This window comes from Mycobacterium simulans, assembly GCF_900232995.1.
GTDB lineage: Bacteria > Actinomycetota > Actinomycetes > Mycobacteriales > Mycobacteriaceae > Mycobacterium > Mycobacterium simulans.
This window is the reverse complement of the sequence record NZ_OCVX01000003.1, coordinates 2,498,945-2,524,060: the sequence shown is the minus strand read 5'-3', so window position 1 is coordinate 2,524,060 and position 25,116 is coordinate 2,498,945. Positions and strand designations below refer to the sequence as shown.

The 25,116-nt window shown below is 65.4% G+C and carries 18 protein-coding genes and 4 pseudogenes; 8 read left to right on the top strand and 14 right to left on the bottom strand.

Annotated elements, in window-relative coordinates:
* Positions 1 to 28: 28 nt before the first annotated feature.
* The 6 genes from MSIMFI_RS12245 to MSIMFI_RS12220 all read right to left on the bottom strand — a co-directional run bounded on the left by MSIMFI_RS12245 (position 29) and on the right by MSIMFI_RS12220 (position 8,141).
* Entirely contained in the window at positions 29 to 2,065 is a 2,037-nt protein-coding gene (locus MSIMFI_RS12245) for a vWA domain-containing protein (protein WP_191497403.1), read from the bottom strand.
* Positions 2,058 to 3,452 (bottom strand): sigma 54-interacting transcriptional regulator, encoded by a 1,395-nt coding sequence (locus MSIMFI_RS12240; RefSeq protein ID WP_191497402.1) that lies wholly within the window; start codon positions 3,450 to 3,452, stop codon positions 2,058 to 2,060. The genes MSIMFI_RS12245 and MSIMFI_RS12240 overlap by 8 nt, the downstream gene beginning before the upstream one ends.
* A gap of 52 nt (positions 3,453 to 3,504) precedes the next feature.
* On the bottom strand, positions 3,505 to 5,073 hold the full coding sequence (gene purH, locus MSIMFI_RS12235; protein ID WP_191497401.1) for a bifunctional phosphoribosylaminoimidazolecarboxamide formyltransferase/IMP cyclohydrolase: 1,569 nt from the start codon (positions 5,071 to 5,073) through the stop codon (positions 3,505 to 3,507).
* On the bottom strand, positions 5,070 to 5,699 hold the full coding sequence (gene purN, locus MSIMFI_RS12230; RefSeq protein WP_191497400.1) for a phosphoribosylglycinamide formyltransferase: 630 nt from the start codon (positions 5,697 to 5,699) through the stop codon (positions 5,070 to 5,072). The genes purH and purN overlap by 4 nt, the downstream gene beginning before the upstream one ends.
* Before the next feature lie 195 nt (positions 5,700 to 5,894).
* Positions 5,895 to 7,199 carry a cell division protein PerM gene (locus MSIMFI_RS12225; RefSeq protein WP_191497399.1) on the bottom strand — a complete coding sequence of 435 codons (1,305 nt, stop codon included), beginning with the start codon at positions 7,197 to 7,199 and terminating at the stop codon, positions 5,895 to 5,897.
* Between the two features lie 39 nt (positions 7,200 to 7,238).
* A complete protein-coding gene (locus tag MSIMFI_RS12220; RefSeq protein WP_191497398.1) occupies positions 7,239 to 8,141 on the bottom strand; it encodes a DUF5336 domain-containing protein in 903 nt (300 codons plus the stop codon).
* 180 nt (positions 8,142 to 8,321) lie between these two features.
* On the opposite strand from MSIMFI_RS12220, the gene MSIMFI_RS12215 reads away from it, so the two are divergent.
* Both MSIMFI_RS12215 and MSIMFI_RS30005 read left to right on the top strand, forming a co-directional pair.
* Positions 8,322 to 9,170, top strand: a complete 849-nt coding sequence (locus MSIMFI_RS12215; protein ID WP_191497397.1) for an LLM class F420-dependent oxidoreductase — start codon at positions 8,322 to 8,324, stop codon at positions 9,168 to 9,170.
* Between the two features lie 89 nt (positions 9,171 to 9,259).
* Positions 9,260 to 9,886, top strand: a pseudogene (locus MSIMFI_RS30005) (PE family protein); the annotation flags it as partial.
* Between the two features lie 711 nt (positions 9,887 to 10,597).
* Here the strand turns inward: MSIMFI_RS30005 and sucD are convergent.
* Both sucD and sucC read right to left on the bottom strand, forming a co-directional pair.
* The gene (gene sucD / locus MSIMFI_RS12205) at positions 10,598 to 11,500 is read right to left on the bottom strand and encodes a succinate--CoA ligase subunit alpha (RefSeq protein WP_191497396.1); all 903 of its coding nucleotides are present in this window, start codon (positions 11,498 to 11,500) and stop codon (positions 10,598 to 10,600) included.
* Positions 11,501 to 11,520: 20 nt separating this feature from the next.
* Complete coding sequence (gene sucC, locus MSIMFI_RS12200) at positions 11,521 to 12,684, bottom strand: ADP-forming succinate--CoA ligase subunit beta (protein WP_191497395.1); 1,164 nt, start codon at positions 12,682 to 12,684, stop codon at positions 11,521 to 11,523.
* Positions 12,685 to 12,990: 306 nt separating this feature from the next.
* On the opposite strand from sucC, the gene MSIMFI_RS12195 reads away from it, so the two are divergent.
* Both MSIMFI_RS12195 and MSIMFI_RS29250 read left to right on the top strand, forming a co-directional pair.
* Positions 12,991 to 14,019 carry a M23 family metallopeptidase gene (locus tag MSIMFI_RS12195; protein ID WP_191498157.1) on the top strand — a complete coding sequence of 343 codons (1,029 nt, stop codon included), beginning with the start codon at positions 12,991 to 12,993 and terminating at the stop codon, positions 14,017 to 14,019.
* 3 nt (positions 14,020 to 14,022) lie between these two features.
* A complete protein-coding gene (locus tag MSIMFI_RS29250; RefSeq protein WP_191497394.1) occupies positions 14,023 to 14,619 on the top strand; it encodes a hypothetical protein in 597 nt (198 codons plus the stop codon).
* Between the two features lie 4 nt (positions 14,620 to 14,623).
* Here the strand turns inward: MSIMFI_RS29250 and pcrA are convergent, their stop codons facing one another.
* The 3 genes and pseudogenes from pcrA to MSIMFI_RS29645 form a co-directional block, all read right to left on the bottom strand.
* Positions 14,624 to 16,936, bottom strand: a complete 2,313-nt coding sequence (gene pcrA, locus MSIMFI_RS12185; RefSeq protein WP_191497393.1) for a DNA helicase PcrA — start codon at positions 16,934 to 16,936, stop codon at positions 14,624 to 14,626.
* A gap of 54 nt (positions 16,937 to 16,990) precedes the next feature.
* Positions 16,991 to 17,875 (bottom strand): annotated as a pseudogene (locus MSIMFI_RS29650) (hypothetical protein); the annotation flags it as partial.
* A 42-nt stretch (positions 17,876 to 17,917) separates the two neighbouring features.
* Positions 17,918 to 19,015: pseudogene (locus MSIMFI_RS29645) on the bottom strand (PPE family protein); the annotation flags it as partial.
* 331 nt (positions 19,016 to 19,346) lie between these two features.
* Between MSIMFI_RS29645 and MSIMFI_RS12175 the strand changes: the two are divergent.
* The 4 genes from MSIMFI_RS12175 (at position 19,347) to pgi (ending at position 23,375) form a co-directional block, all read left to right on the top strand.
* Positions 19,347 to 19,655: a chorismate mutase gene (locus MSIMFI_RS12175; RefSeq protein WP_186244419.1), complete on the top strand. Its 309-nt coding sequence runs from the start codon at positions 19,347 to 19,349 to the stop codon at positions 19,653 to 19,655.
* 60 nt (positions 19,656 to 19,715) lie between these two features.
* Positions 19,716 to 20,690 (top strand): esterase family protein, encoded by a 975-nt coding sequence (locus MSIMFI_RS12170; RefSeq protein ID WP_191497391.1) that lies wholly within the window; start codon positions 19,716 to 19,718, stop codon positions 20,688 to 20,690.
* A 9-nt stretch (positions 20,691 to 20,699) separates the two neighbouring features.
* Positions 20,700 to 21,512: an SDR family oxidoreductase gene (locus MSIMFI_RS12165; protein WP_191497390.1), complete on the top strand. Its 813-nt coding sequence runs from the start codon at positions 20,700 to 20,702 to the stop codon at positions 21,510 to 21,512.
* 198 nt (positions 21,513 to 21,710) lie between these two features.
* Positions 21,711 to 23,375 (top strand): glucose-6-phosphate isomerase, encoded by a 1,665-nt coding sequence (gene pgi / locus MSIMFI_RS12160; RefSeq protein WP_191497389.1) that lies wholly within the window; start codon positions 21,711 to 21,713, stop codon positions 23,373 to 23,375.
* 72 nt (positions 23,376 to 23,447) lie between these two features.
* Here pgi and MSIMFI_RS12155 read toward each other — a convergent pair whose 3' ends face one another.
* From MSIMFI_RS12155 to MSIMFI_RS28055, 3 genes and pseudogenes are all read right to left on the bottom strand, one after another.
* Positions 23,448 to 24,197: an SDR family oxidoreductase gene (locus MSIMFI_RS12155; RefSeq protein WP_191497388.1), complete on the bottom strand. Its 750-nt coding sequence runs from the start codon at positions 24,195 to 24,197 to the stop codon at positions 23,448 to 23,450.
* A 16-nt stretch (positions 24,198 to 24,213) separates the two neighbouring features.
* Positions 24,214 to 24,681 (bottom strand): zinc finger domain-containing protein, encoded by a 468-nt coding sequence (locus tag MSIMFI_RS28060; protein ID WP_224770259.1) that lies wholly within the window; start codon positions 24,679 to 24,681, stop codon positions 24,214 to 24,216.
* 165 nt (positions 24,682 to 24,846) lie between these two features.
* Positions 24,847 to 25,077, bottom strand: a pseudogene (locus MSIMFI_RS28055) (DNA-formamidopyrimidine glycosylase family protein); the annotation flags it as partial.
* Positions 25,078 to 25,116: the final 39 nt, after the last annotated feature.

Sequence of the window (25,116 nt, the reverse complement as noted above, 5' to 3'; positions counted from 1 at the left end):
AAGTGGCTGAACGCCGCCAAAGCATCGTCTACCGTCGCCGTCGCCGCGACCGCAGGTAGTCGCCTACCACGGCCGCACCCAGCCCGTCGAGATCAGGCACCACCACGCGTCCTTCGACTCGCCGCGCGACCTGGTCGATGAACCGCGCAAGCCCGGGGTCACTGCCCAGCCGGAAGATCGTTACCTGCGCGCCCAGCCTGGCCATGTCGTCGAATCCGCGCACGGTGTGGGCAATCGTCCGGGGATGCGGCGGGTAATCGAAAAACACCGACGAACCGTCCCCGTCAAAATCCTCCAGGTGAGCGGTCGGCTCACCGTCAGTCACCACCAGCACAACAGGCTGCGCGTTGGGGTGCCGGCGCAGATGCCGACCCGCTAGCGCCAGCGCGTGATGCAGGTTGGTGCCCTGCTCGTAGACGCCCTCCAAACCCGTCAGCTCCGCGGCTGTCACCGTCCGCGCATATCGGCCAAATGCAATGATCTGCAACGCATCCGAACGGAACCGCGTGCACACCAGATGATTGAGCGCCAGCGCCGTACGCTTCATCGGCAGCCAGCGATTCTCCATCACCATCGAAAACGAGGTATCCACCAGCAGCGCCACCGCCGCCTGCGTGCGGGTCTCGGTCTCGGAGACTTCCACGTCGTCGACGGTGATTTGAATGGCCGAGCCTGGGCCGTCCGCTGAACTTCCAGCCTGACGCAGCACCGCATTTGTCAGCGTGCGCGAGATGTGCCACGGCTCGGTGTCGCCGAACTGCCAGGGACGGGTCGCACCGGTCAGCTCGCCGGCGGCCCCCGCACGCCTGTGATCGCGTTCGCCGTGTCGACCGGAAAGCTGTTGCACCACATCACGTAATGCCGTCTCACCGAGCCTGCGCATGGCCTTTGGCGAAAGCCGCCACTGGCCGTCAGAACCGCGATCGAGAAAACCTTGATTGACCAACGCGCGTTCCAATTCGGCCAAAGTTCGGGCATCAATGGACGCCTGGTCGCCGAGCTGGCGTGCCAGCGCGTCGACGTCGACGTCGTCCATGGTGGCACCCGGATAGCTCTGCGACAGCTGCTCGGCCAGCTGCTCCAGCTCACCGATATCGGCCAGCGCTTGGGCGCCCTCGCCCATGCCGAACGGATTGTCGCCGGAGAACTGCTGCGACCCGGTCCAGTCTTCACCTGGGCGCGCGGACTGCAGATGTGCGTCCAGTCGGCTGAGCGACTGCATCAGCCGAGGGGATCCAAATGCTTGCTGCGCCAAGGCATCCAGTTCGTCTCGCTGTTCCTGGGTAAGGCTGTTGCGGAATCGCTGCGCGGCGGCCGCGCGCTTGGCCAGCGAGTCCAGCAGCTCCTCGACATTGCGCGGGTTCTCCGGGAAGAACTCTCCGTGCTTGTTCATGAAGTCTTGAAAATCCTGCTGGGTGTCTTCGCCGCGTGCGTGTTTGTCCAGCAGGTCGTTGAGGTCGTCCAGCATCTCGTTGACGCGCTGGCGATCCTCATCGGTGGCACGTGAAAGTGCCTGCTTCATGCCCGCGAAGCGTTGGTCCAGCATCTCGCGGCCGAGCAAATCCTGGATCTGCTCATACTTTTCGCGGGCTTCCGCGCTGCGCCAGTTGTAATCGGACAGTTCCTGGACGGCTTTGGCCGGCGACGCCGGAAGCGCATCCAACTGCAGTTCAGCGAACCGGGCGTCGTCGTCCAGGGCGCGCGCCAGTTCCTTGCGTTCGGCCAGCACCGCCTCGTCGAGCAGCTTTTTGATCTCCTGCAGAGTGCCGTCTAAGTTGTTGCGGCGCAACAACTCCCGTCGACGACGGTTCGCCTCCGCCGCCAATCGATCGGCGCCGGTCAGGTTCTTGGTGCCCCGCCGCAGTAGCTCGGACAACGCCCGCCGCGGCGAGGTGCCCGCCATGACGTCCTGTCCGATCTGTTCGAGCGCCTCACGCAGATCCACCGGCGGCGCCAGCGGGTCAGGTCCGCCGGTATATGCCGAGTAGCGTGACGAGTGCGCTCGTGACGATCGCAAGCGCCGCGAAGCCGGGCGCAGCGGGTCGTCACCATCAGACTTAGCCATAAACGGTTTGGCCCTCCCCGGACACCTTGTCGATTCGCTTCGCGAGGTACAACGCCTCCAACGCGAGCTCCAGCGCCGCGGCGCGCTCCCCCTCGGACTCGGCGCCCAGTTTTCGCGCGATTCGGTCCACGACTGCCAGCCCCGGAACCGCGGCCAGCACATCCTTGGCCGACACCCGCTCACCCGTCGTCACCACGGAACCGCCCTCGACGGCGGCCACCAACGAGCCGACGTCCACGGCGTTCGGGCCGCCGAGCACTCGCGACGCGGTATCGGCGGTCGCACGCCGCAACAGATGCTCGAGTACGGCCTGTTCGCGACCCTCCTCACCGGACTCGAACTCCAGCTTGCCGCGCAGGACGTCGATCACCGTGCCCAGATCGACCACTCGGGCCACCGGATCCGTCTCCCCCAGTACCGCACCGCGGTGCCGGGCCGCGGCGGCGACCGTCTCGGCGGCCGCGATAGCGAACCGCGCCGACACTCCGGATCGCTGGTCGATCGAGTGGGATTCCCGCAGGTACCGAGCAAATCGCGCGATCACCTGGTTCAGGTAGTCGGGTACCTGCGCGCTCAGGTGCGCCTCCTGGGCGATGAGGCCCATTTCCGCGTCCAACTCCAGGGGGTAATGGGTGCGGATCTCGGCGCCGAACCTGTCCTTGAGCGGGGTAATGATGCGACCGCGGTTGGTGTAGTCCTCCGGGTTGGCGCTGGCGACCACCAACACATCCAACGGCAGGCGCAGCGTGTAACCGCGGACCTGGATGTCGCGCTCCTCCATGACGTTGAGCATCGACACCTGGATGCGCTCGGCCAGGTCGGGCAGTTCGTTGACCGCGACGATGCCGCGGTGCGCACGCGGGATGAGCCCGTAGGCGATGGTCTCGGGGTCCCCGAGGCTGCGGCCCTCGGCGACCTTGATCGGGTCGATGTCACCGACCAGGTCGGCGACGCTGGTGTCGGGCGTGGCCAGCTTCTCGGTGTAGCGCTCGCTGCGGTGCTTCCACGCGACCGGCAGGTCGTCGCCGAGTTCATAGGCCCGCCGGATCGATTCCGGCGTGATCGGCGTATAGGGGTGCTCACCCAGTTCGGCCCCGCCGATCACCGGTGTCCACTCGTCGAGCAGTCCCGCCAATGCCCTTAGCAGCCGGGTCTTGCCTTGGCCGCGTTCGCCGAGCAGCACGAAGTCATGACCCGCGATCAGTGCGCGTTCTACCTGGGGTATCACGGTGTCGTCGAAGCCGACGATGCCTGGCCACATATCGTCACCCTCGGCCAGCGCGGTCAGCAGATTCTCCCGGATTTCCTGCTTGACCCCTCGTTCGCGGTGACCAGCGGCACGGAGCTCGCCGACGGTGCGGGGCAGGTTGCGCGGTGAAGTCACCACTCCACGCTACGACGCGTTGCAAACAGGCGCCGAAAAACCCGGGCCAGTGGCCTTAATGAGCAAAGTGGCGTGCGCCGGTGAGATACAACGTGACTCCGGCGTTGGCCGCCGCTTCGGTCACCTCATCGTCGCGCACCGAGCCTCCGGGGTGCACTATCGCCTTGACCCCGGCGGCGGCCAGCTTCTGTAAACCGTCAGGGAACGGGAAGAACGCATCGGATGCCGCGACGGCGCCGTCAACCCGGTCGCCGCCTCTTTCAACGGCCAGCCGCGCGGCGTCGACCCGGTTGACCTGACCCATGCCCACACCGATGGTGGCGCCGTCGGCAACGATCACGATGGCATTCGACTTGACCGCGCGACACGCGCGCCAGGCGAACACCAGGTCGGTCAATGTCGCCGGGTCGGCCGGTGATCCGGTCGCCAGGGTCCAATTCGCCGGATCGTCACCGTGCGCATCGAGTTCGTCGCGCTGCTGCATCAGCAGTCCCCCGCTGATCGGACGCAGTTCGGTGCCCCCGGTCAGCGGCGCGGAGGCCACCAGCACCCGGATGTTCTTCTTGCGTGTCAGCAGATCAAGAGCGCCCGGCGCGTAGGCCGGCGCGACGATCACTTCGGTGAAGATGGTGCTCACGTACTCCGCCATCTCCGCGCTGACCTCAGTGTTGGCCGCGATCACTCCGCCGTAGGCGCTTAGCGGATCGCATTCGTGGGCCTTGCGATGCGCGTCGGCAACCGAGGTACTCGAGATCGCGATGCCGCACGGGTTGGCGTGCTTGATGATCGCCACGCACGTCTGTTCGTGGTCGAAGGCCGCTCGCCAGGCCGCGTCGGCATCGGTGAAGTTGTTGTAGGACATGTCTTTTCCATGCAGCTGCTCGGCTTGCGCCAGCCCCGGCCAAGCGCCTGGGTCGATGTACAGCGCCGCCTGCTGGTGCGGGTTCTCCCCGTAGCGCAACATCGCCGTGCGGCTCCAGTTTCTGGCGAACCACCGCGGGAAAGATACTTCGGGATGCTCGGGCGCCAGGGTCGACTGCATCCAACTCGCGACCGCGATGTCGTACTCCGCGGTGTGCTGAAATGCCAGTGACGCCAGCCTTTTACGCTCGGCGAGGGTAAATCCGCCGTTGTGCACCGCGGCGAGCACCCCGTCATACCCGAGCGGGTCGGTGACCACGGCGACGCTGGGATGATTCTTCGCCGCCGCCCGCACCATCGAGGGGCCACCGATGTCGATCTGCTCGACGCATTCGTCGATGCCCGCGCCGGATTCAACCGTCTGGCTAAAGGGATACAAGTTGACCACAACCAGTTCGAATGCCGCTATCCCGAGCTGCTCGAGCGCTGCGGCGTGCTCCGGCTTGCGCAGGTCAGCCAGCAACCCAGCGTGCACTCGCGGGTGCAGTGTCTTGACTCGGCCGTCAAGTACCTCGGGAAAGCCGGTCAGCTCCTCCACTGGCGTCACCGGAATCCCTTTGCTAGCAATAGTTTTCGCCGTCGATCCGGTCGAGACGATATCGACACCGGCCGCGGCTAGGCCGTTGGCAAGCTCGACCAGCCCGGTCTTGTCGTACACGCTGATCAACGCGCGCCGGATCGGCCTTCTTGCCTCGTCGGTCATCCTAGGGTCGCCTTTCGTCCGTTCACCGTCATGCCGCCGTTCGCTATCGCGGCCACCACGTCCACCAACAGCCGCCGTTCGATGACCTTAATGCGTTCATGCAACGTTGCATCGTCGTCACCGTCGATCACTGGAACGGGTTGCTGCGCCAATATCGGCCCGGTGTCCGTGCCGGCATCCACCAGGTGCACGGTACAACCGGTGACCTTCACACCGTAGGCCAGCGCGTCGGCCACTCCGTGCGCACCCGGGAACGCCGGCAACAGCGCGGGATGGGTATTGATGATGCGTCCGTAGTAATGTGAAAGAAATTGCGGGCCAAGGATTTTCATGAAACCTGCGGACACGATAAGGTCGGGCGAGTGGGCCGCGGTGGCGTCGGTGATGGCGGCGTCCCAGGCGTCGCGGTCCGCATAGTCCTTGAGCCGCACGGTAAAGACCGGCAGTGAAGCCTGAGCAGCGATCTCGGTGGCCCGGCAGTGGCGATCCACACCGACGGCGACGACCCGCGCCGGGTAGTCGCCGACGGCCGCATCGATCAATGAGTTCAGCAGCGAACCGGTGCCCGATGCCAGTACCACCAGCCGCGCGGGCGCACTCGGGGGCACACGGAGCGGTTCCTGCACACGGGCGAGCCTAGTCTGGCGACGATGCCGGCCGCGCGAGCGGCCGGAGGAGGAGGCAGACAATCGAGCCTAGTCTGGCGACGATGCCGGCCGCGCCAGCGGCCGGAGGAGGAGGCAGACAATCGAGCCCCAGTGGGTACCGCGCGGGCGTCGAGTCTGCGTCCAGGGCTATATCCGCTCGGCGTGTCGACACCATCAGCGCAGGCTCGGCTCTTCCGGGTTCTCGTCGTCGGTCGACTCATCCAGCGGCTCGTCCGGGTCGGACGGCTCATCCGGTTCGGGCGGCTCATCCGGTTCGGGCGGCGGGGCCGGTTCGGGCGGCGGGGCCGACTTGGGTTTGGGCCGCTTGGGAGGCCGGCTGACCCCGCCCGTCATCACCACCGTGACCCAACCAACGACCGCGAACCAGAAAAAGACACCGATCACCATGGCGCCTTCGTCCACGCCGACGTCGCCGAAGTTGCCCAGTTGTCCGCCACCGCCGTAACCAAGCAGTCCCATCACCAACGCTCCGGCGGCCGCCGCAACCAGCAGCTTGGCCGTTGCCGGGACTATTGGTAGGGCACGGCGAGCACACTGCTGCCCGACCGCGACGCCAGACGATGCACCGATGATCAATAGGGCGACCCACGCCGGCCCGAGCGGTGGCGTGGGGGCGGCCGCCAATATCGGCAACGCCGGGACGTCGCCGCCGAACACGGTGAACGAACTGAACGTCGCGAAGCCAATATGAGCACTGGAGCCAACCGCGACGGCTGAGGCGCCGACGATGACGTTGGGCGCGTAAAGCACCGACAGCACGGTCAGGCTCAACTGGCCGAAAATCGAATCGGTGATCCCGTAGAGCTCTTGCATCGTTGCCCAATGCACAACCAGCGACCCCGCGGTCACCACGCCGGAGAGCCCCAGTAACGCCAATACCCCGGCCGCGGCGGCCCGTACCGAGTCCCCCAGCCAGTTGGGCAGGGGCGAGGCCGCCAGCGCACGTCGACCCACCCGGGACCACACGCCGATGGCCGCACCTATGGCGTGCACCACCAGTACGCTGACGAACGCGCGCAGGGCGCTGGGCGTCTGCAACTCCGTGATCACCGACGACGCGTCGTGGATCACCGCCAACGCAATGGCCGCCATCAGCAACGGCCCGCCCAGCGCTGAGGCGAATACCCAACGGACCACTAGCCACGACGAGTGCGGTGAGGTGGCTCGCGCCGTGGTACGCGCGGTACCCCACACCATCAACAAGACCGGCAATAGCGGCATTACGCCCAGTTCGCGGCCACCGATGGAGATCGGCACTTGGTGCACGCCGAGCCACATACTGGCGATGGCGCCCAACGCGCCGGTCATGTCGCTGTTGGCGATCAGCAACTGCAACAGTGTGACCGCGGCGATGACGACCAGCGCCACCACCGCAGGAGCGAAGGCGACCCTGACGAGGTCACGCGCCTGGCGAGCACCCGCTGACCGATTCTCGTCGCTTTTTGACACGCGTTTCACTCGCGGCGCACGTGCCCGACTCGGCGCGAGAGCGCCCGGTTAGACCGGCGCCGGCCCGGAGGACGACGACTGCTGGCCTTGACCGTAGGACTGCTGCTGGCCACCGGCGGGGCTTGAGTAGTTGACCGGGGCCGAACCAGCCTGGGATCCCGCCCCAGCGCTGACCGGCGGGGGTGGGCTGAAGCTCGGGAAACCCGTTGGCGGCGTCGATGGTCCCTGGTGCGCTGCCTGGGGCGCCTGCTGCGTGGCGGCCTGGGCGCCGAATCCGCCGCTCGGCGGGTTCGGGTTGGATGAATAGCCGCCGCCGTACTGCTGCTGCTGCGGCGATCCATACCCGGAAGCTTGTTGCGGGTTGGCCGCGGGCTGTTGCGCACCCGGCTGACCGTAATACCCGCCCGGCTGGCCCCCGTACTGGCCGTACTGTCCGTACTGGCCGTACTGGCTGTATGGGTCAAACTTGGGCCGCGGCGCGGGCGCGGTGATGACACCCGCATCCAGCAGCAGCGCGCCCACTGCGGCCACCGCCTGGAACACGCTGAAAACCAGGACAATCCACAGCGCCCAGCCGAACGAAAGGGCACCGGGTTTGTTGACGGTCGCCGAGATGACCAGCAGCACACCCAGCACCGCGAGCACCGCGACGACCGCGAGGTAGCTCTTTGCCTTGGGCAGCAAACCCACCCCGGCAAGCAGCGCCGCCAGCAGCGCCACGCTGACCGCCAGCCCCGCGTCGCCGGACACCGCGCCACCGCCCGCTCCGAGTTCAGAGCTGATGGTGAATAGCGGACCGAAGCTCGCAAAATACGCCGCCAGGCCAAGCGCCACGACCGCGATGCTCAGGTACATCGGAAGCTTGCTCTGTCCGTCACCCGACGTGACACCTCCGTAGGAGCCGGCAGGCTGCGCGGGTGGATATCCGGGGCTGCCGGGCGAGTAGGTCATGGCTCCTCCTGTTGCTTCCGGTGCCATCGCGGCGCCACTGTTGCCGTGCGACGCTGTGCTCCTGCGACGCGACTCGATCAACAACGCTAGCGCACCCCCTGGTGCCCCCGCCGAACCCACTGCTAGCCGGTCGGCCCGGCCGCTTGCCCGTCGTAGGTAGAACACGTTCTAATTCGGTACATGGATTACGGGCTCGTGCTCTTCACCAGCGACCGTGGCATCTCTCCGGCGGCAGCCGCGAAGCTTGCCGACGACCATGGCTTTCAGACGTTCTACGTACCCGAACACACCCACATCCCGGTCAAGCGTGAGGCTGCGCACCCGACGACGGGTGACGCGTCGCTGCCCGACGATCGCTACATGCGCACGCTCGACCCGTGGGTGAGTTTGGGTGCGGCGTGCGCGGTGACGTCGCGAGTCCGGCTGTCCACCGCCGTGGCGCTACCGGTCGAGCATGATCCCCTCACGCTGGCAAAAAGCATTGCGACGCTGGACCATCTGTCCGGGGGTCGGGTGAGCCTGGGCGTCGGGTTCGGCTGGAACACCGACGAACTCGCCGACCACGGAGTGCCGCCCGGACGCCGCCGCACCATGCTGCGTGAATACCTCGAGGCCATGCGGGCGTTGTGGACACAGGAAGAAGCGGCCTACGACGGAGAGTTCGTGAAGTTCGGCCCCAGCTGGGCGTGGCCGAAGCCGGTGCAGCCACACATCCCGGTGCTAGTCGGCGCGGCCGGCACCGAGAAGAACTTCAAGTGGATCGCACGAAGCGCCGACGGCTGGATCACCACTCCGCGCGACTTCGACATCGAGGAACCGGTGAAGTTGTTGCAGGACATCTGGGTGGCCGCGGGCCGCGATTGCGCGCCGCAGATCGTGGCGCTGGACTTCAAACCAGTGCCCGAGAAGCTCGCGCGTTGGGCCCAACTGGGTGTGACTGAGGTGCTGTTCGGCCTGCCGGACCGTTCCGAAGACGAGATCGCCGCCTACGTGGAGCGCTTGGCCGGCAAACTGGCCGGTTTGGTCTGAGCGACTACGGCCGAAACCAAAGCAAGAGCACCGGATGGCGATACGATCAATAGTCACCCGAGTGGTCACGCCACAATCGGAGGTGGCACATGTCGTTTGTGATCGCGGCGCCGGAGTTCGTGGCGGCGGCCGCTTCGGATCTAGCGAATATCGGTTCGGCTATCGGTGCGGCCAATTCGGCCGCGGCGGCCTCGACCACTCAAGTGCTGGCCGCGGGCGCCGACGAGGTGTCGGCGGCCATCGCGGCGGCCTTCACGGCGCACGCTGAGGGCTATCAGACGCTGAGCGCTCAGGCGGCGGCCTTTCATCAGCAGTTCGTAGCGCTCATGAACGCGGGTGCGGCACAGTATGCGACGGCCGAAGCCGCCGCGGCCACGCCGCTGCAGACCTTGGAGCAGCAGCTGCTCGCCGCGATCAATGCGCCCACCCTCGCGTTCTTAGGACGCCCGCTGATCGGCAACGGCGCCAACGGCGCCCCTGGCACCGGCGCAGACGGTCAACCCGGGGGGTTGCTGTGGGGCAATGGCGGCGCCGGGGGATCCGGCATGGCCTCCGGCAATCGAGACGGTGGCAACGGCGGGGCCGCCGGGCTATTCGGCAACGGCGGAGCCGGCGGTGGCGCGGCGGGGGGCGGGGGGGGTGGGGGGGACGGCGGGGGGGGGGGGGCCCCCGGGGGGGGCGGGCGGGTGGCGTTGCAACACGCGGCGGCCCGGGGGGACGCCCCGGGGGACGTGAGGAACAGGAAGCCCCCGGTGCCCCCTGCGCCGCCGGCGCCGCCGGTAAGGCCGGACGCCCCGGCGCCGCCTGCACCGAAGAGCGGAGTGCTACCACCCATGCCGCCGGTGCCGCCGACGCCCATGAGCGCGCCACCGCTGCCGCCGTCGCCTCCCGCGCCGCCGGTTCCGCCGGTGGAGAACCCACCGGGCCCGCCGGCACCACCGAAGCCGAAGAGCCCGGCGTTGCCGCCGGGTCCGCCGGCACCGGCGGCGCCGGCGGAGCTAGCGACTTCGGTGGGGCTGGCGGAGTGGGTGGGGCCGGCGCGATGCTGTCCGGCTCCGGCGGCGTCGGCGGCAACGGCGGGTTCGGCACCGACCGCGGGGGTATCGGCGGAGACGGCGGCAACGGCGGTCTCATGTTCGGTTCCGGTGGCAGCGGTGGCGTCGGCGGCCGAGCGTTCTTTGCCATCATTGGCCAGGCCGGGGCCGGCGGAAACGGCGGCGCCGCAATCCTCTTCGGCAACGGCGGGAATGGTGGCAACGGCGGCAGCGGCGGCAACACCGGGGCCGGCGGGGCGGGCGGTGCCGGCGGGCAGCTGTTCGGGGTGGACGGCGTGCCCGGATTACATGGGTAACGGGCGTGACGCGGCGCGAGCAGACGCAAACGCCCCGCGAACACGGCGTGTCGCGGGGCGTTTGTGTCTGCTCGCGCTAAAGGGTCTTCAGGATCTCCCGGGCGAGCGCCGCCGTCTCCGACGGGGTCTTGCCGACCTTGACGCCGGCCGCCTCGAGTGCATCTTTCTTGGCGGCCGCGGTTCCCGACGAGCCGGACACGATAGCGCCGGCATGGCCCATCGTCTTGCCTTCTGGCGCAGTGAATCCGGCGACGTAGCCCACCACCGGCTTGGACACGTTGGCCTTGATGAAATCCGCCGCCCGCTCCTCGGCGTCACCACCGATCTCACCGATCATCACGATGAGCTTGGTGTCGGGATCCTTCTCGAACGCCTCGATGGCGTCGATGTGGGTGGTACCGATAACCGGGTCGCCGCCGATGCCGATCGAGGTAGTGAACCCGAAATCGCGCAGTTCGTACATCATTTGGTAGGTCAGCGTGCCCGACTTGGAAACCAGCCCGATGGGCCCGGGTCCGGTGATGTTGGCCGGAGTGATGCCGACGAGTGACTGACCGGGGCTGATAATGCCCGGGCAGTTCGGCCCGATGATGCGAGTCTTGCCACCCTTGTCCAGGTTGTAGGCCCAGGCATATGCGGTGTCCTGCACCGGAATTCCCTCGGTGATGACCACCAGCAGCGGAATTTCGGCGTCGATCGCCTCGATAATCGCGTCCTTGGCGAACTTCGGCGGCACGAAGATGATCGACACGTCTGCGCCGGTCTTCTCAATGGCCTCGACGACGGTGCCGAACACCGGAAGCTCGATGATTCTGCCACCTTTGTCCTCGTGCGTGACGGTGGTGCCCGCCTTGCGCGCGTTGACCCCACCGACGATCTGGGTGCCCGCCTTGAGCATCCGCGCGGTGTGGACGGTGGCCTCAGAGCCGGTGATGCCCTGGACGATGACCTTGTTTTCGGAGGTCAGGAATATTGCCATGAGTCATCGGGTCCTTTCGCTCAGGCGCTCGCCAGCTCGGCGGCCTTGTCGGCGGCCTCGTCCATCGTCGGCACCAGCGTCACCAGCGGGTGGTTCGCCTCGGCCAGAATGCGGCGCCCTTCGTCGACGTTGTTGCCGTCCAGTCGCACCACCAGCGGCTTGTTGGCCTCGTCGCCCAGGATTTCCAGCGCCTTGACGATCCCGGTGGCAACCGCGTCGCACGCGGTAATACCGCCGAAGACGTTGACGAACACGGCCTTGACCTGCTCGTCGTGCAGGACCACGTCCAGGCCGGCGGCCATCACCTCGGCCGAAGCGCCGCCGCCGATGTCCAGGAAGTTGGCCGGCTTCACGCCACCATGCTTCTCGCCCGCATACGCGACGACGTCGAGGGTTGACATCACCAAACCGGCGCCATTGCCGATGATCCCCACCTCACCGTCGAGCTTGACGTAGTTGAGGTCGTGCTCTTTGGCCTTGAGCTCCAGCGGGTCGGTGGCCGCGCGATCCTCGAACGCGTCGTGGCCGGGCTGTCGGAAGTCGGCGTTGGCGTCGAGGGTGACCTTGCCGTCCAGCGCCAGGATCCGGGAGTCGGGGGTGCGCACCAGCGGGTTGACCTCGACCAGCGTGGCGTCCTCGCCGACGAAGACCCCCCACAACTTCTCGATCGTGACCGCGGCGGCGTCGAGCACCTCGGCCGGCAGGTGCCCCTGCTCGGCGATGGAACGCGCGAACGCCAGGTCAACGCCTTTGACGGCGTTGACAGGAACCTTGGCGAGCCGCTCCGGTTTGGTGGCGGCCACCTCTTCGATCTCCATGCCGCCCTCCACCGAGCACATCGCCAGATAGGTGCGGTTGGCCCGGTCGAGCAGGAAAGACAGGTAGTACTCCTCGGCGATGTCGCTGGCCTCGGCAACCAGCAACTTCTTGACGATGTGGCCCTTGATGTCCAGGCCAAGAATGTTCTTGGCGTGCTCGTAGGCCTCGTCGGGGGTAGCGGCATATTTGACGCCGCCCGCCTTGCCGCGCCCGCCGGTCTTTACCTGCGCCTTGACCATCACCGGGGCACCGATTTCGGTGGCGATGGCCTTCGCGCCTTCCGCCGTGTCGGTCACCCGTCCTTGTGTGCCGGGTACACCGTGCTTGGCGAATAACTCCTTGGCTTGGTATTCGAAAAGATCCATGGACTCACTGTCTTCTTTGACTTGCTGCTAGGCCAGTAGGGACGCGGTGCCGGATAAGGCAACGCGCACTGAGGAACTGTATCGAGACGCCAAACGCGCTCAGCGGTCGCATCCACCCGTGTGGCGCAGGTCACCGAATGTTCAGCAGTTGAAACGTGATCCAAGTCACATTATTGGTCGGGATTCCGAACTGAGGTTGCCAGTCCCATCCGTCAGCGGATACCGTCTCAGGGTCCAGATAACGTTATGGTCACGATCCGAGGACATTTCAGGTTGTCCCTGCACCAATTTCCCCGCTCTGGCTCCATTGGAGCGGCTCGCGCGCCCCGGGATCGTTGGCTGCACCATCACCGCAATGAAATCACCGAGATCATCGCGTTGGACGACTTCGGCGAGCTCGATGACCTCGATTTTGCCGACCTCGATGAGCTGGATTTCGGTGACGAATTCAACTTCGATAACGAAGCTCAACTACTCAGCGCCCCTGAACTCGACGACCTGGACGATGCCGACAACCTGACACCCCAACCGCTGGCGCCTCCCACCGAGGTGCTGGCCCTGGTGACAGTCGAACCCAGCGCGGACCCTCGTTCGGATGTCACCGACGTCATACCAATCCCGCGCCGCGGTGGGCAGCACCGCAAACAGCCGACCAGCGCCGCCAGGGGACGCCTGCTGATCTCGGCAATGGCGGCCGGCGCGGCGGCCGCGGCAGCGCATACGGTGACCCATCACTCGAAGAATCCAAGCGCCGAGACGGTGCTGACCGCTAACGCCTCGGCGCTTACTGGAGCGGCGGGCGGCAACGCACCGCGAGGCGTGCAGGTCATCGCGGCCCAGCCGGCCGCCGATGCCGCGGTGCACAACGCGGAGTTCGCCCGGGGCGTGGCCTTCGCGCAGGAACGCGCCCAGCGCGAGGCGCGGCTGCAGCAGCCGCTGTACGTGATGCCCACAAGAGGCATATTCACCTCTAGTTTCGGGTACCGCTGGGGTGTGCTGCACGCCGGTATCGACCTGGCCAACGCGATCGGGACGCCCATCTATGCGGTGTCGGATGGTGTCGTCATCGACGCCGGCCCCACCGCTGGCTACGGAATGTGGGTCAAGCTGCTCCACGCCGACGGCACCGTCACCCTCTACGGCCACGTCAACACCACGCTGGTCAGCGTCGGCGAGCGCGTAATGGCCGGCGACCAGATAGCGACCATGGGGAATCGAGGCAATTCCACCGGCCCGCACCTGCACTTCGAGGTGCTGCAGGGCGGCTCCCAGCGCATTGACCCCGTGCCGTGGCTGGCTAAGCGTGGACTTTTCGTCGGCAATTACGCCGGCTGACCAGTGACCGCGCCGAGCGACCCCCCTTCGCGCGAAAACCCGCCCGAGGCCGCTGAGAAGGCAGGGCCCGCAGCCCCCTCGGAATCACGGACCCGGATCATCCGCCGTGCGCCGACCGGACCGATACCCCCGATCGAAACTCCCGAGACCGCCCGAATTCCCCGTCGGCCACCCCCTTTGGACGCCACCGTCCGCGCCGGCCGAATACATCTGCCGGGCATGCCCACCAGCGAGCCAAGCTCCTGGACGGCCGTGGTCGCTTGCGCGATCAGCATCATCAGCGGGTGGACCACCTCGGTCGTGGCTACCGATTTGATCATCGGCTGGTGGGTAAGCGACCGGTTGTTTTGCATCGCGGTCGCGTTTCTCGCCCTGGTCTTCGCGATAGCCACCATCACCGGCGTCATCATGCTGCTGCTCCGCCGGCCCCTCGGGCGCTACCTCATCACGGCGGGCGCGGTGGTCGCGCTGCTGACATATGGCGGTGTGTTCATCGCGGGGGCTCGCGTCGCGTGGATCGTGCACACGCTGCCAGTGCTGCCGATCGCCAGCGTGGTGCTGGCACTGCATCCGCAAACCAAGCGCTGGCTGTTCGAGTAAGGCGTCAGAGCTTGGCCACCGGAGCGTGGTTGTGCATCAGCTTTACCCGCCCCGAACTGCCAAAGTCGATCAACGACATCGCCGATTCACCGACACCGGAGACTTCCTCGACACGGCCCAGGCCGTACTTGTCGTGCGTCACCCGGTCGCCGGGCTGCAAGACCAGCAGCGGGCGCTTGCTCGCCCCCGAGCGCGTTGGCGACGGGCGCGGGGAACCGAACCGGCCGGCGCCGCTGACCGGCGCGCTGAACGACGGCTTCGGGGCGAGTCGCCGCCAGTCGATGAGCTCCTGCGGAATCTCGCGCAGGAACCGGGATTCCGGGTTCAGCATTGGCTGTCCCCACGACGACCGGACGATGGCCCTACTCACGTATAGCCGTTGCCGGGCCCGGGTGATGCCGACGTAGGCCAGACGCCGCTCCTCGGACAGCTCGGTGGGATCGTCCAGCGCCCGCATGTGCGGGAACATCCCGTCCTCCCAACCGGTTACGAACACCACCGGGAACTCCAGGCCCTTGGCGGTATGCAACGTCATCAACGTGACCACACCCGCGCTGTGTTCGGGGATTTCGTCGGTGTCGGCGACCAGCGACACCCTTTCCAGAAATGCGGCCAGCACACCGGTGTCCGGCACGTCTTCGTTCTCCGGCGCCAGCGCGGCCGCATTAGCTTGGTCGGTGCTGAATTCGTGTGCGACGCTGACGAGTTCGTTGAGATTGTCCAGCCGCGCCAGCTCCTGGGGGTCGGTGGACGATTCCAGCTCACGGCGATATCCGCTGCGTTCCAGCACTGCCTCGACCAGTTCCCCGAGGTCGTCATCGAGGCGCCCGCGCAACTCGTCAAGCATCTCGACGAAACCCGCAATCGCCTTCTCCGCACGGGAATTCAGCATCGGCACTTTGCCTTGGGCCGCGGCCTGTAGCGCGTCGGCGAAGCTGGCGCCGGTGTTCTCGGCATACACCGCCACACATGACTCGGCACGATCACCGATGCCGCGCCTCGGCGTGTTGAGAATGCGACGCATGCTCACCGAATCGCCGGGGTTGTCCAGCACACGCAGGTACGCGACGATGTCGCGAATCTCCTTGCGTTCGTAAAAGCGCACTCCCCCAACTACTTTGTAGGGAATACCGGCACGGATGAACACCTCTTCGAGCGACCGCGACGAGTTGTTGGTGCGGTAGAAAACGGCCACATCGTTGTAAGTGATCGCACCGCGCTCGGCCAGCGCATCGATCTCTTCGGCAACGAACCTAGCCTCGTCGTGCTCGTTGTCGGCGACGTAGCCGACGATCAGTTCGCCGGCACCCGCGTCGGTCCACAACCGCTTCTCGCGGCGTCCGGAGTTGCGTGCGATCACGGAGTTGGCCGCCGACAGGATGTTCTGCGTCGAGCGGTAATTCTGTTCCAGCAGAATAGTTGTGGCGTCCGGGTAGTCGCGTTCGAAGTCTTCGATGTTGCGAATCGTGGCGCCGCGGAACGCATAGATCGACTGGTCGGCGTCGCCGACTACGCACAACTCGGCGGGCGGAACACCATCGCTGCCGTCGGGGGTGTCGCGACCGACCAATTCCCGCACCAGTACGTACTGCGCGTGGTTGGTGTCTTGGTATTCGTCGACGAGCACGTGCCGGAACCGCCGCCGGTAGTACTGGGCGATCTGCGGGAACGTCTGCAGCACCGCCACCGTCTCGCCGATGAGGTCGTCGAAGTCCAGCGCGTTGGCCGCACGCAGCCGTCGCTGGTACTCGGCGTAGACGGACGCGACGGTGCGCGCCAAGTCATCGGAGTCCTCCGCGAGCGCCGACAGCGCCTGGTCGGGATCGATCAACTCGTTCTTCAGGTTGGAGATAGCGTTGGCCAGCAGTCGTGGCGAATACCGCTTGATGTCTAGACCCATGTCTCGGCCGATCATCTGCAGCAGCCGCCGCGAATCGTCGGCATCGTAGATCGAGAAGTTGGAGTTGAGGCCTTCGATCAACGACGCCTGGTTACGCAGAATGCGCACGCAGCTCGAGTGGAATGTCGACACCCACATGTAGCGGGCGCGGTCACCGACCAGGCTCACCACCCGCTCACGCATCTCGGCGGCGGCCTTGTTGGTGAAGGTGATGGCCAAGATCTGACCGACCCCGACGCCGCGGGCCGCGATCAGGTATGCGATCCGTCGGGTCAGCACCGCCGTCTTACCGGAGCCTGCACCGGCCACGATCAGCAGCGGCGAACCCTCATGCACCACCGCAAGGCGCTGCTGGGGGTTGAGCCCGTCGAGCAGTCGATCTGCGTCGGGCTTCGCATAGGTCGCGTGCACACTCATGTCGGTCCAAACCTACCGCCGCCCGCTGACGACTCGGCTCGGGCGGTCGGACCGCTAGAACTCGAACCCTGACTGGTCTGTGCCTGTGTGATTGCTGCCCGAGCTGTTTGTGCCCGAGTTGCCCCAGCCGGAGTTAAGTGTCCCGGACTGACCGAAGCCGGAGTTATCGGTGCCAACGTTCATGAAGCCCACGTTGCCGGTAACGCCGCCGTTCGCGTAGCCGATTGCAAAGCTGCTCGTATTCGAGAATCCGACGGAATTGAAGCCGGAGTTGAAGAACCCGGTATTGCGGCTATTCGTGTTCATGAAGCCCGTCTGGAAGTTGCCGACGTTTCCGTAACCCTCGCTCGAGTTGCCGGTGTTCTCCCATCCCGAAGTACTGTTCCCATGGTTGTTGAAGCCCGAGGTTCCGGTGCCGGTGTTTCCGAAGCCGGAGTTTGTAGCACCGGTGTCGGTCGCACTTCCGAAGCCGGTATTCACATCGCCGGCATTGCCGGCACCTGTGTTGATGTTTCCCGAATTCCAAAAACCCGTGTTGGTGTTGCCCGAATTTCCAAAGCCGGTGTTGCCCGAGCCGGAGTTGTAGAAGCCCACGCTGCTGGCGCCTGAGTTGAAGAAACCCACCGCGCCGCTGGAGCCCGAGTTGAAAGCACCCACCGCAAAGCCGCCCCCATTTCCGACGCCGACGTTATCGCTTCCCGCGTTCCAGAAACCGACATTTCCGTGGCCGGAGTTCCCGAATCCGACATTGGTGTTGGTGGTGTTCACCCAGCCCGTGTTGTGGTTACCCGAGTTCATGAGGCCGGTGTTGGTATTGCCCGAGTTGGCGATTCCCGTATTTGTGTCACCGGAGTTACCGATTCCCCAGTTTCCATGGCCAGAGTTGAAGAAGCCGACGTTGTTGTTGCCCGAATTGAATAATCCGATGTTGCCGCTGCCCGAGTTCAGTCCGTTGAGATTGATTCCGAACTCGTTTTCGCCGGTGAGACCGATGCCGAAGTTGTTCTTCCCCGAGTTGCCGAAGCCGATATTGAACTCGCCAGTATTGCCCAGTCCAATGTTGAAGTTGCCGAAGTTACCTATACCGAAGTTGGAGTTGCCGGTATTGCCAAATCCGAAATTTGAGTTGCCCGCCGTGGGCATGGTCCCGGGACCGCTGTTGCCGAAGCCGATGTTGGCATTGCCGAAGTTTCCGCTGCCGATATTGAGATTGCCGGTATTCCCGTTGCCAATATTCCCGCTACCGCTGTTTCCGCTCCCGACGTTGCCACCGCCGGTCGCCTGAGAATTTCCGAAACCAAAGTTTCCATTGCCACGATTACCAGCGCCGAAGTTTCTGTTGCCCGTGTTGCCGCTGCCCATGTTGAAACTGCCGGTGTTTCCGCTGCCGAAATTGAGGATTCCGTTTAAGTTTCCGTCGCCGAAGTTGAGATTGCCTCTGTTCCCGCTGCCGAAGTTGAGGCTGCCGGTGTTGCCGCTGCCCTGGTTCAGGCTGCCGATGTTTCCCAGCCCTAGGTTTGCTAGACCGATATTGCTGTCCTGCGACAGCGCACTAAGCCCGGCAAACGCCTGCTGCCACGGAACCAGCTGGGCCGCCGCGGCCGACGCCCCGGTGTAATAGCCCACCATCGCCGCGACATCCTGGGCCCACATCTCCTCGTATACGGCTTCGACGGCCGCAATCGCCGGCGCGTTTTGACCGAATAGGTTCGACAGCACCAGCTGCACTACCTGAGAACGATTGATCGCGACCGCAACCGGCTGGACCGTCGCCGCTTGAGCGGCCTCGAATGCGCTCGCAACCGTGCGGGCCTGCCCGGCAGCGCCCGCAGCCTGCGCCGCCGCCGCACTCAGCCAACCCGCATATGGCGCGGCCGCGGCCGCCATCGCCGCGGATGCCGGGCCCTGCCACGCCTGACCCACCAGTCCCGTGGTCACGGTTCCGAACAAGTCCGCGGCCGTCCCCAGCTCATCGGCCAGCCCGTCCCAGGCCACTGCGGCATTGAGCATCGGGGCCGGCCCCGCACCGGCAAACATCAACCAAGAGTTGATCTCGGGCGGCAACACCGAAAAGTTCATTACCAAGGTCCTTCCCGAGCTGGTTACCTCAGCGTGTCGCGCGCCGCGGGGCGACTCGATCGACCGGCTACTACAGCGTCTCGAGCGTACGGCCATTCACACGGGCATTGCGGGCATTTCCGGCGAACTTCCTGGCAACGGCATACACCCAATTCCGACCATTTTTTGCGCGGGCGTGGCCGTTGGTGGCACACTCGGTTGGTGCTCAACGCGCAGCGCCGATTTTTCTACGGGTACCGGCCAGCGGTGCCCGTGGTCTAGCTGCTTTCGCAGAGCCCCGTGGTCCGCTTCCGGATTCGGGGCTCGTTTCTTGTGTGAGGCCCTACACCGGATGAGACCAGACCCCCCACATCACGAGAACGCGGAGTTGGCAGAGATGAACACCGAAACAGTCGACCTACCCGACGTCGATGACCTACGCGACGAAATCGACCGGCTAGACGCCGAGATCCTCGCCGCGGTCAAACGGCGCGTGGAAGTGTCCCAAGCGATCGGCAGGGTCCGGATGGCATCCGGCGGCACCCGCCTGGTCCACAGCCGTGAGATGAAGGTGATCGAGCGCTACGGCGAACTCGGCCCCGACGGTAAGGATCTGGCAATCCTGCTCTTGCGATTGGGCCGGGGCCGACTCGGTCACTAATTGATCAATATTTCCCTTCTTTGCGGGCATTTCTGGCCGGCTGCGGTAAATTCCGCCGAAATGGCTACAGCAAACCCGGTTGGGGTTTCGCAAATGCGTCGGCTGATGTTCCTGTCGGCGGGTACGCTGCTCGCTGCGCTCGGCGGTTTTTCCGGTTTTCCCGGAACCCCAGCAACTTCCTCCGCGTGGTCACGAAGCGGCGTTGCCATCGAGTACCTGATGGTTCCCTCGCCATCGATGAACCGTCAGGTCAAGGTGGAGTTTCAAGCCGGCGGCCCGCACGCGGTGTACTTGCTCGACGGCATGCTTGCCCGTGACGACTACAACGGCTGGGACATCCACCTCCCGGTGTTCGAGTGGTTCGACCGATCGGGCCTCTCCCTCGCCCTGCCCACCGGTGGCATGGCGAGTTTCTACTCCAACTGGTACCGACCCGCGGTCGGCAACGGCGGGGTGTGGACGTACAAGTGGGAAACCTTCCTGACTCAGGAGCTGCCGCAGTGGCTGGCGACGAATAAGGGAATCACCCCCAGCGGAAATGCCGTGGTGGGCGCGTCGATGTCGGGATCGGCGGCACTGATCCTGGCGGCCAATCATCCCGAGAACTTCATCTACGCAGCCTCGATGTCGGGATTCCTCAACCTGTCCGCCGGACAATGGCCGTCCCTCGTCGGCGCTGCGCAAATGGGCGCCGGCGGCTTTCGGTCCGATGCAATGTGGGGCCCTCCCACCGACCCGGCCTGGGCTCAAAACGACCCCACGATCAATGCGGCCAAGCTCGTTGCTAACAACACGCGTATCTGGGTCTATACCGGCAACGGCGGGGACTCGGATTTGGGCACCAAGCTGGACGCCACTCTGCTGGAAAGCGCGACCCGGTTGAGCAACAAGGTCTTTCAGGCCCGGTACAAACTCAAAGGTGGGCACAATGGCGTGTTCAACTTCCCGGATAACGGCACCCACACGTGGTCCTACTGGGGCACACAACTGCAGGCCATGCTGCCCGATCTGCAACGAGTGCTGGGCGGGGGTTAACTGGGCCTCATGCCCAAACGCATCCTGGTCACCGGCGGCACCGGAACCGTCGGCCGCGTTGTAGCCCAGCTTCTGCTCGACTCAGGTGCACACGTACGGATTCTCAGCCGCGGGCGCCGCGCAGGAGGCCAGACGCGGCAGGCCGAGTATGCGATTGGTGACGTGAAGACCGGCGAGGGGCTCACCGAGGCGGTCGCCGGTGTCGACACCATCGTGCATTGCGTCGACCCCGTGCATCATGTTCTCGACGCCGCGCTCAAGTCCGGACACCCGCATCTGGTGTACATCTCGATCGTCGGCATCGACCGAATTCCGCTCGGCTACTACCGCCGCAAGCTCGCCGAAGAACAGCTGATCAGCGCATCCGGGCTGCCCTGGACGGTGCTGCGCGCCACCCAGTTCCACGATCTGGTCGTGGTCATGCTGCGGGGATTGGCCGCGCTGCCGATCATGGTCGTCCCCGCAGGCTTTCGCTTCCAGCCGGTCGACGTCCGTGATGTCGGCGGCGAGCTGGCCGACCTGGCCCTCGCCGAACCCGCGGGACGGGTGCCCGATATCGCCGGGCCCGAGGTATTGCCCATCGCCGAGTTGGCGCGGCGCTATCTGGCCGCGGTAGGCAAACGCCGTGCAATCGTGCCGGCACCACTGCCTGGGCGCATTGCCCGCGGCTACCGATCCGGCGGCAACCTGGCCCCTGACCGCGCCGTCGGGACCGTCACGTTCGATCGCTACCTCGAAGAGCAGCTGATGGCGGGCACGATGCCCTACGGCGACGCGATTCGGTCCTACCTCAGGTTCCCGCGCCTGCGGCGCGGCCAGTGACGCGGTTGACGCGGTTCACAGTCCCAATAGGGTCGAACCATGACTCGCGTCGGCGACGATGCAGAGCGAAGCGATGAGGAGGAGCGGCGCATATGACCACCGTCGGCGACGATGCAGAGCGAAGCGATGAGGAGGAGCGGCGCATATGACCACCGTCGGCGACGATGCAGAGCGAAGCGATGAGGAGGAACGGCGTCCATGACTTCCGTGCAATCAATTCCTGACATCACCGCCACCCCGGCGTGGGACGCCCTGCGCAGGCATTACGAGCGGATTGGGAAAACCCACCTCCGTCAGTTCTTTGCCGACGACCCCGATCGCGGCCGCGAACTCGCCGTCACGGTTGGCGATCTCTACATCGACTACAGCAAGCACCGCGTCACCCGTGAGACGCTACGGTTGCTTATCGATCTGGCCCGGGCGGCCAACCTTGAGGAACACCGCGATCAGATGTTCGCGGGTGCGCACATCAACACCTCGGAGGATCGCGCGGTATTGCACACCGCGTTGCGGCTGCCCCGCGAGGCCGAGCTGCTCGTTGACGGCCAAAACGTCGTCAGGGACGTGCATTCCGTGCTCGACGCGATGGGTGACTTCACCGACCGGCTGCGCAGCGGCGAGTGGACCGGTGCCACCGGCAAACGGATCAGCGCCGTCGTCAACATCGGCATCGGCGGCTCCGACCTGGGTCCGGTGATGGTGTACGAGGCACTGCGCCACTACGCCGACGCGGGCATTTCGGCGCGGTTCGTCTCCAACGTCGATCCCGCCGACCTCGTCGCAACATTGGCCGATTTGGACCCTGCCACAACACTTTTCATCGTTGCCTCCAAGACATTCTCCACTCTGGAGACGTTGACCAACGCCACCGCCGCGCGACGCTGGTTAGTCGACGCGCTCGGCGACGCAGCGGTGGCCAAGCACTTCGTCGCGGTATCTACCAACCGGCGCCTGGTTGACGAATTCGGCATCAACACCGACAACATGTTCGGGTTCTGGGATTGGGTCGGTGGCCGCTATTCGGTCGATTCGGCGATCGGGCTGTCGGTGATGGCCGCCGTCGGCCGAGAAGCCTTCGCCGACTTCCTTTCTGGATTCCATATCGTCGACGAGCATTTCCGAACCGCGCCGCTGGAATCCAATGCGCCTGCCCTGCTTGGGCTTATCGGCCTGTGGTACTCCAACTTCTTTGACGCGCAATCACGTGCCGTGCTGCCCTACTCCAATGATCTGGCGCGTTTCGCGGCGTATCTGCAGCAGCTGACCATGGAGTCCAACGGCAAGTCGACCCGCGCCGACGGCACACCGGTGACTACCGATACGGGCGAAATCTTTTGGGGTGAACCGGGAACCAACGGTCAGCATGCGTTCTATCAACTACTGCATCAGGGCACTCGGTTGGTCCCCGCCGATTTCATCGGGTTCAGTGAACCCCTCGACGACCTGGCTACGGCCGAGGGCACCGGCAGCATGCACGACCTGTTGATGAGCAACTTCTTCGCCCAAACTAAGGTGCTGGCGTTCGGCAAGACCGCCGCGGAGATCGCCGAGGAAGGCACTCCCGCTGATGTGGTGCCGCACAAGGTAATGCCTGGGAACAGGCCGTCGACTTCGATTCTGGCCAGCCGACTTACGCCGTCGGTGCTGGGGCAACTGATTGCGCTCTACGAGCATCAGGTGTTCACCGAGGGTGTGGTCTGGGGTATCGACTCGTTCGACCAATGGGGTGTGGAACTGGGCAAGACGCAGGCCAAGGCATTGCTCCCGGTGATTACCGGCGACACATCACCCGCGCCCCAGTCGGACAGCTCGACGGATGCCCTGGTGCGGCGCTACCGGACCCAAAGGGGACGCACCGGCTGACGGCGAGCAGACGCAAAAGCCCGCGAAATCTAACGATTTCGGGGGCTTTTGCGTCTGCTCGCGCCGGGAACGTTAGGCGAAGCGTTTGGTCAACGGCGGCGGCAGCACTCGCATCAGCTGAACCAAAGGCGCCCAGGGCCACCACGGCACCGCGGCCCTGCCAGGCTCGCGCTCGATGGCATCGACGAGAGCCTTGACGCCAGTTGCGTTGTCCACCATCAACATTGTGCTCGCCGACTTGGCCGTCATCTCCGACTCGATATAGCCCGGCTCCATCACCGAGACCTTGATGGGGCCCTTTGCGTATTCGGCGCGCAGTGATTCGCCTAGTGAGCTCAAACCGGCCTTGCTTGCGGCATACGCGGCTTTGACCCCCGGCACCCCTTTGTTGCCGAGCACCGAGGAGATGAGCACCAGATGGCCCGAGCCGCTCTTGGTGAACATTTCCAGCGCCGTCTCGATCTGTACCAGCGCGGCCACCAGGTTGGTCTCGATGGTTGCCTTGTTCGCCCATAGCTTGCCCGAGCCCAGCCTGGCGCCCTTGCCGATACCGGCGTTGACAATGACGCGATCAATGCCGCCAAGCTCGTCGCTCAACGCGGCGAACACCTTTGGCACCTGTTCGTGGTCGTTGACGTCGAGCTCTGCCACCGCAACCTTGACAGTCGGATATTGTTGCGACAGCTCGGCTTTCAGTTCTTCGAGTCGGTCGGTGCGACGGGCGCACAGCCCCACGTCACGCCCCTTGGCGGCGAAGGATCGGGCCATCCCGGCACCCAGACCCGAACTGGCGCCGGTGATGAGGATTTTCTGGCGAGTCACCCGGGCAGCATATCGACTACTTGAGCAGCCGCGACAAGCGCCGGTCGGCCAGCACCTTCCCGCCGGTCTGGCAGGTCGGACAGTACTGAAAAGACTTGTCCGCGACGGACACTTCCCGCACCGCGTCACCGCATACCGGGCACGGCAGCCCGGTGCGTGCGTGCACCCGCAGCCCGGACCGCTTCTCCCCTTTGAGCGTGGCAGCCTGCTGTCCGACGGATCTGCTCACCGCGTCGGAGAGCACCGACACCATCGCCTCGTGCAGCGTGAGCAATTGTTTCTCGGACAGCTTCCCCGCGGTGGCGAACGGCGAGATCTTGGCGACATGCAGAATCTCGTCGCTGTAGGCGTTGCCGATGCCGGCGATCACTTTCTGGTCGGTGATGACGGACTTGATCCGACCGGTGTTACCGCCGAGAAGCCCGGCCAACTCGTCGCTGCTGATGCCCAGCGCGTCTGGGCCGAGCGCGGCAATGCCGGGCACTTTAACCGGGTCATCGACCAGCCATACCGCCAGTCGTTTTTGGGTCCCGGCCTCGGTGAGGTCGAAGCCCGGCGCACTACCCGGCGTGCCCAAATGGACGCGCAGCCCGATGGGACCCTTGCCTGGTCGCAGCGGCGCCCCTGCCAGCTTGTCCGACCAGCGCAACCATCCCGCACGAGACAGGTGGGCGATCAACAGCAGCTCACCGGCTTGCAGTCCCAGGTACTTGCCCCATCGCTGGGCCCCGACAACGGTCTGGCCATGCAAGGAGTTGATCGGCGGATCGAAGGTTTTCAGCACCGACAGCGCGGCGACATCAACGCGGCCGACCGTCGTTCCAACGGCGTGCCGCCGCAAATGGTCTACCAGCGCTTCGATCTCGGGGAGTTCGGGCACCCGTTCAGTCTGCCGACCGCGGCTGGCGGGTGTCCATCC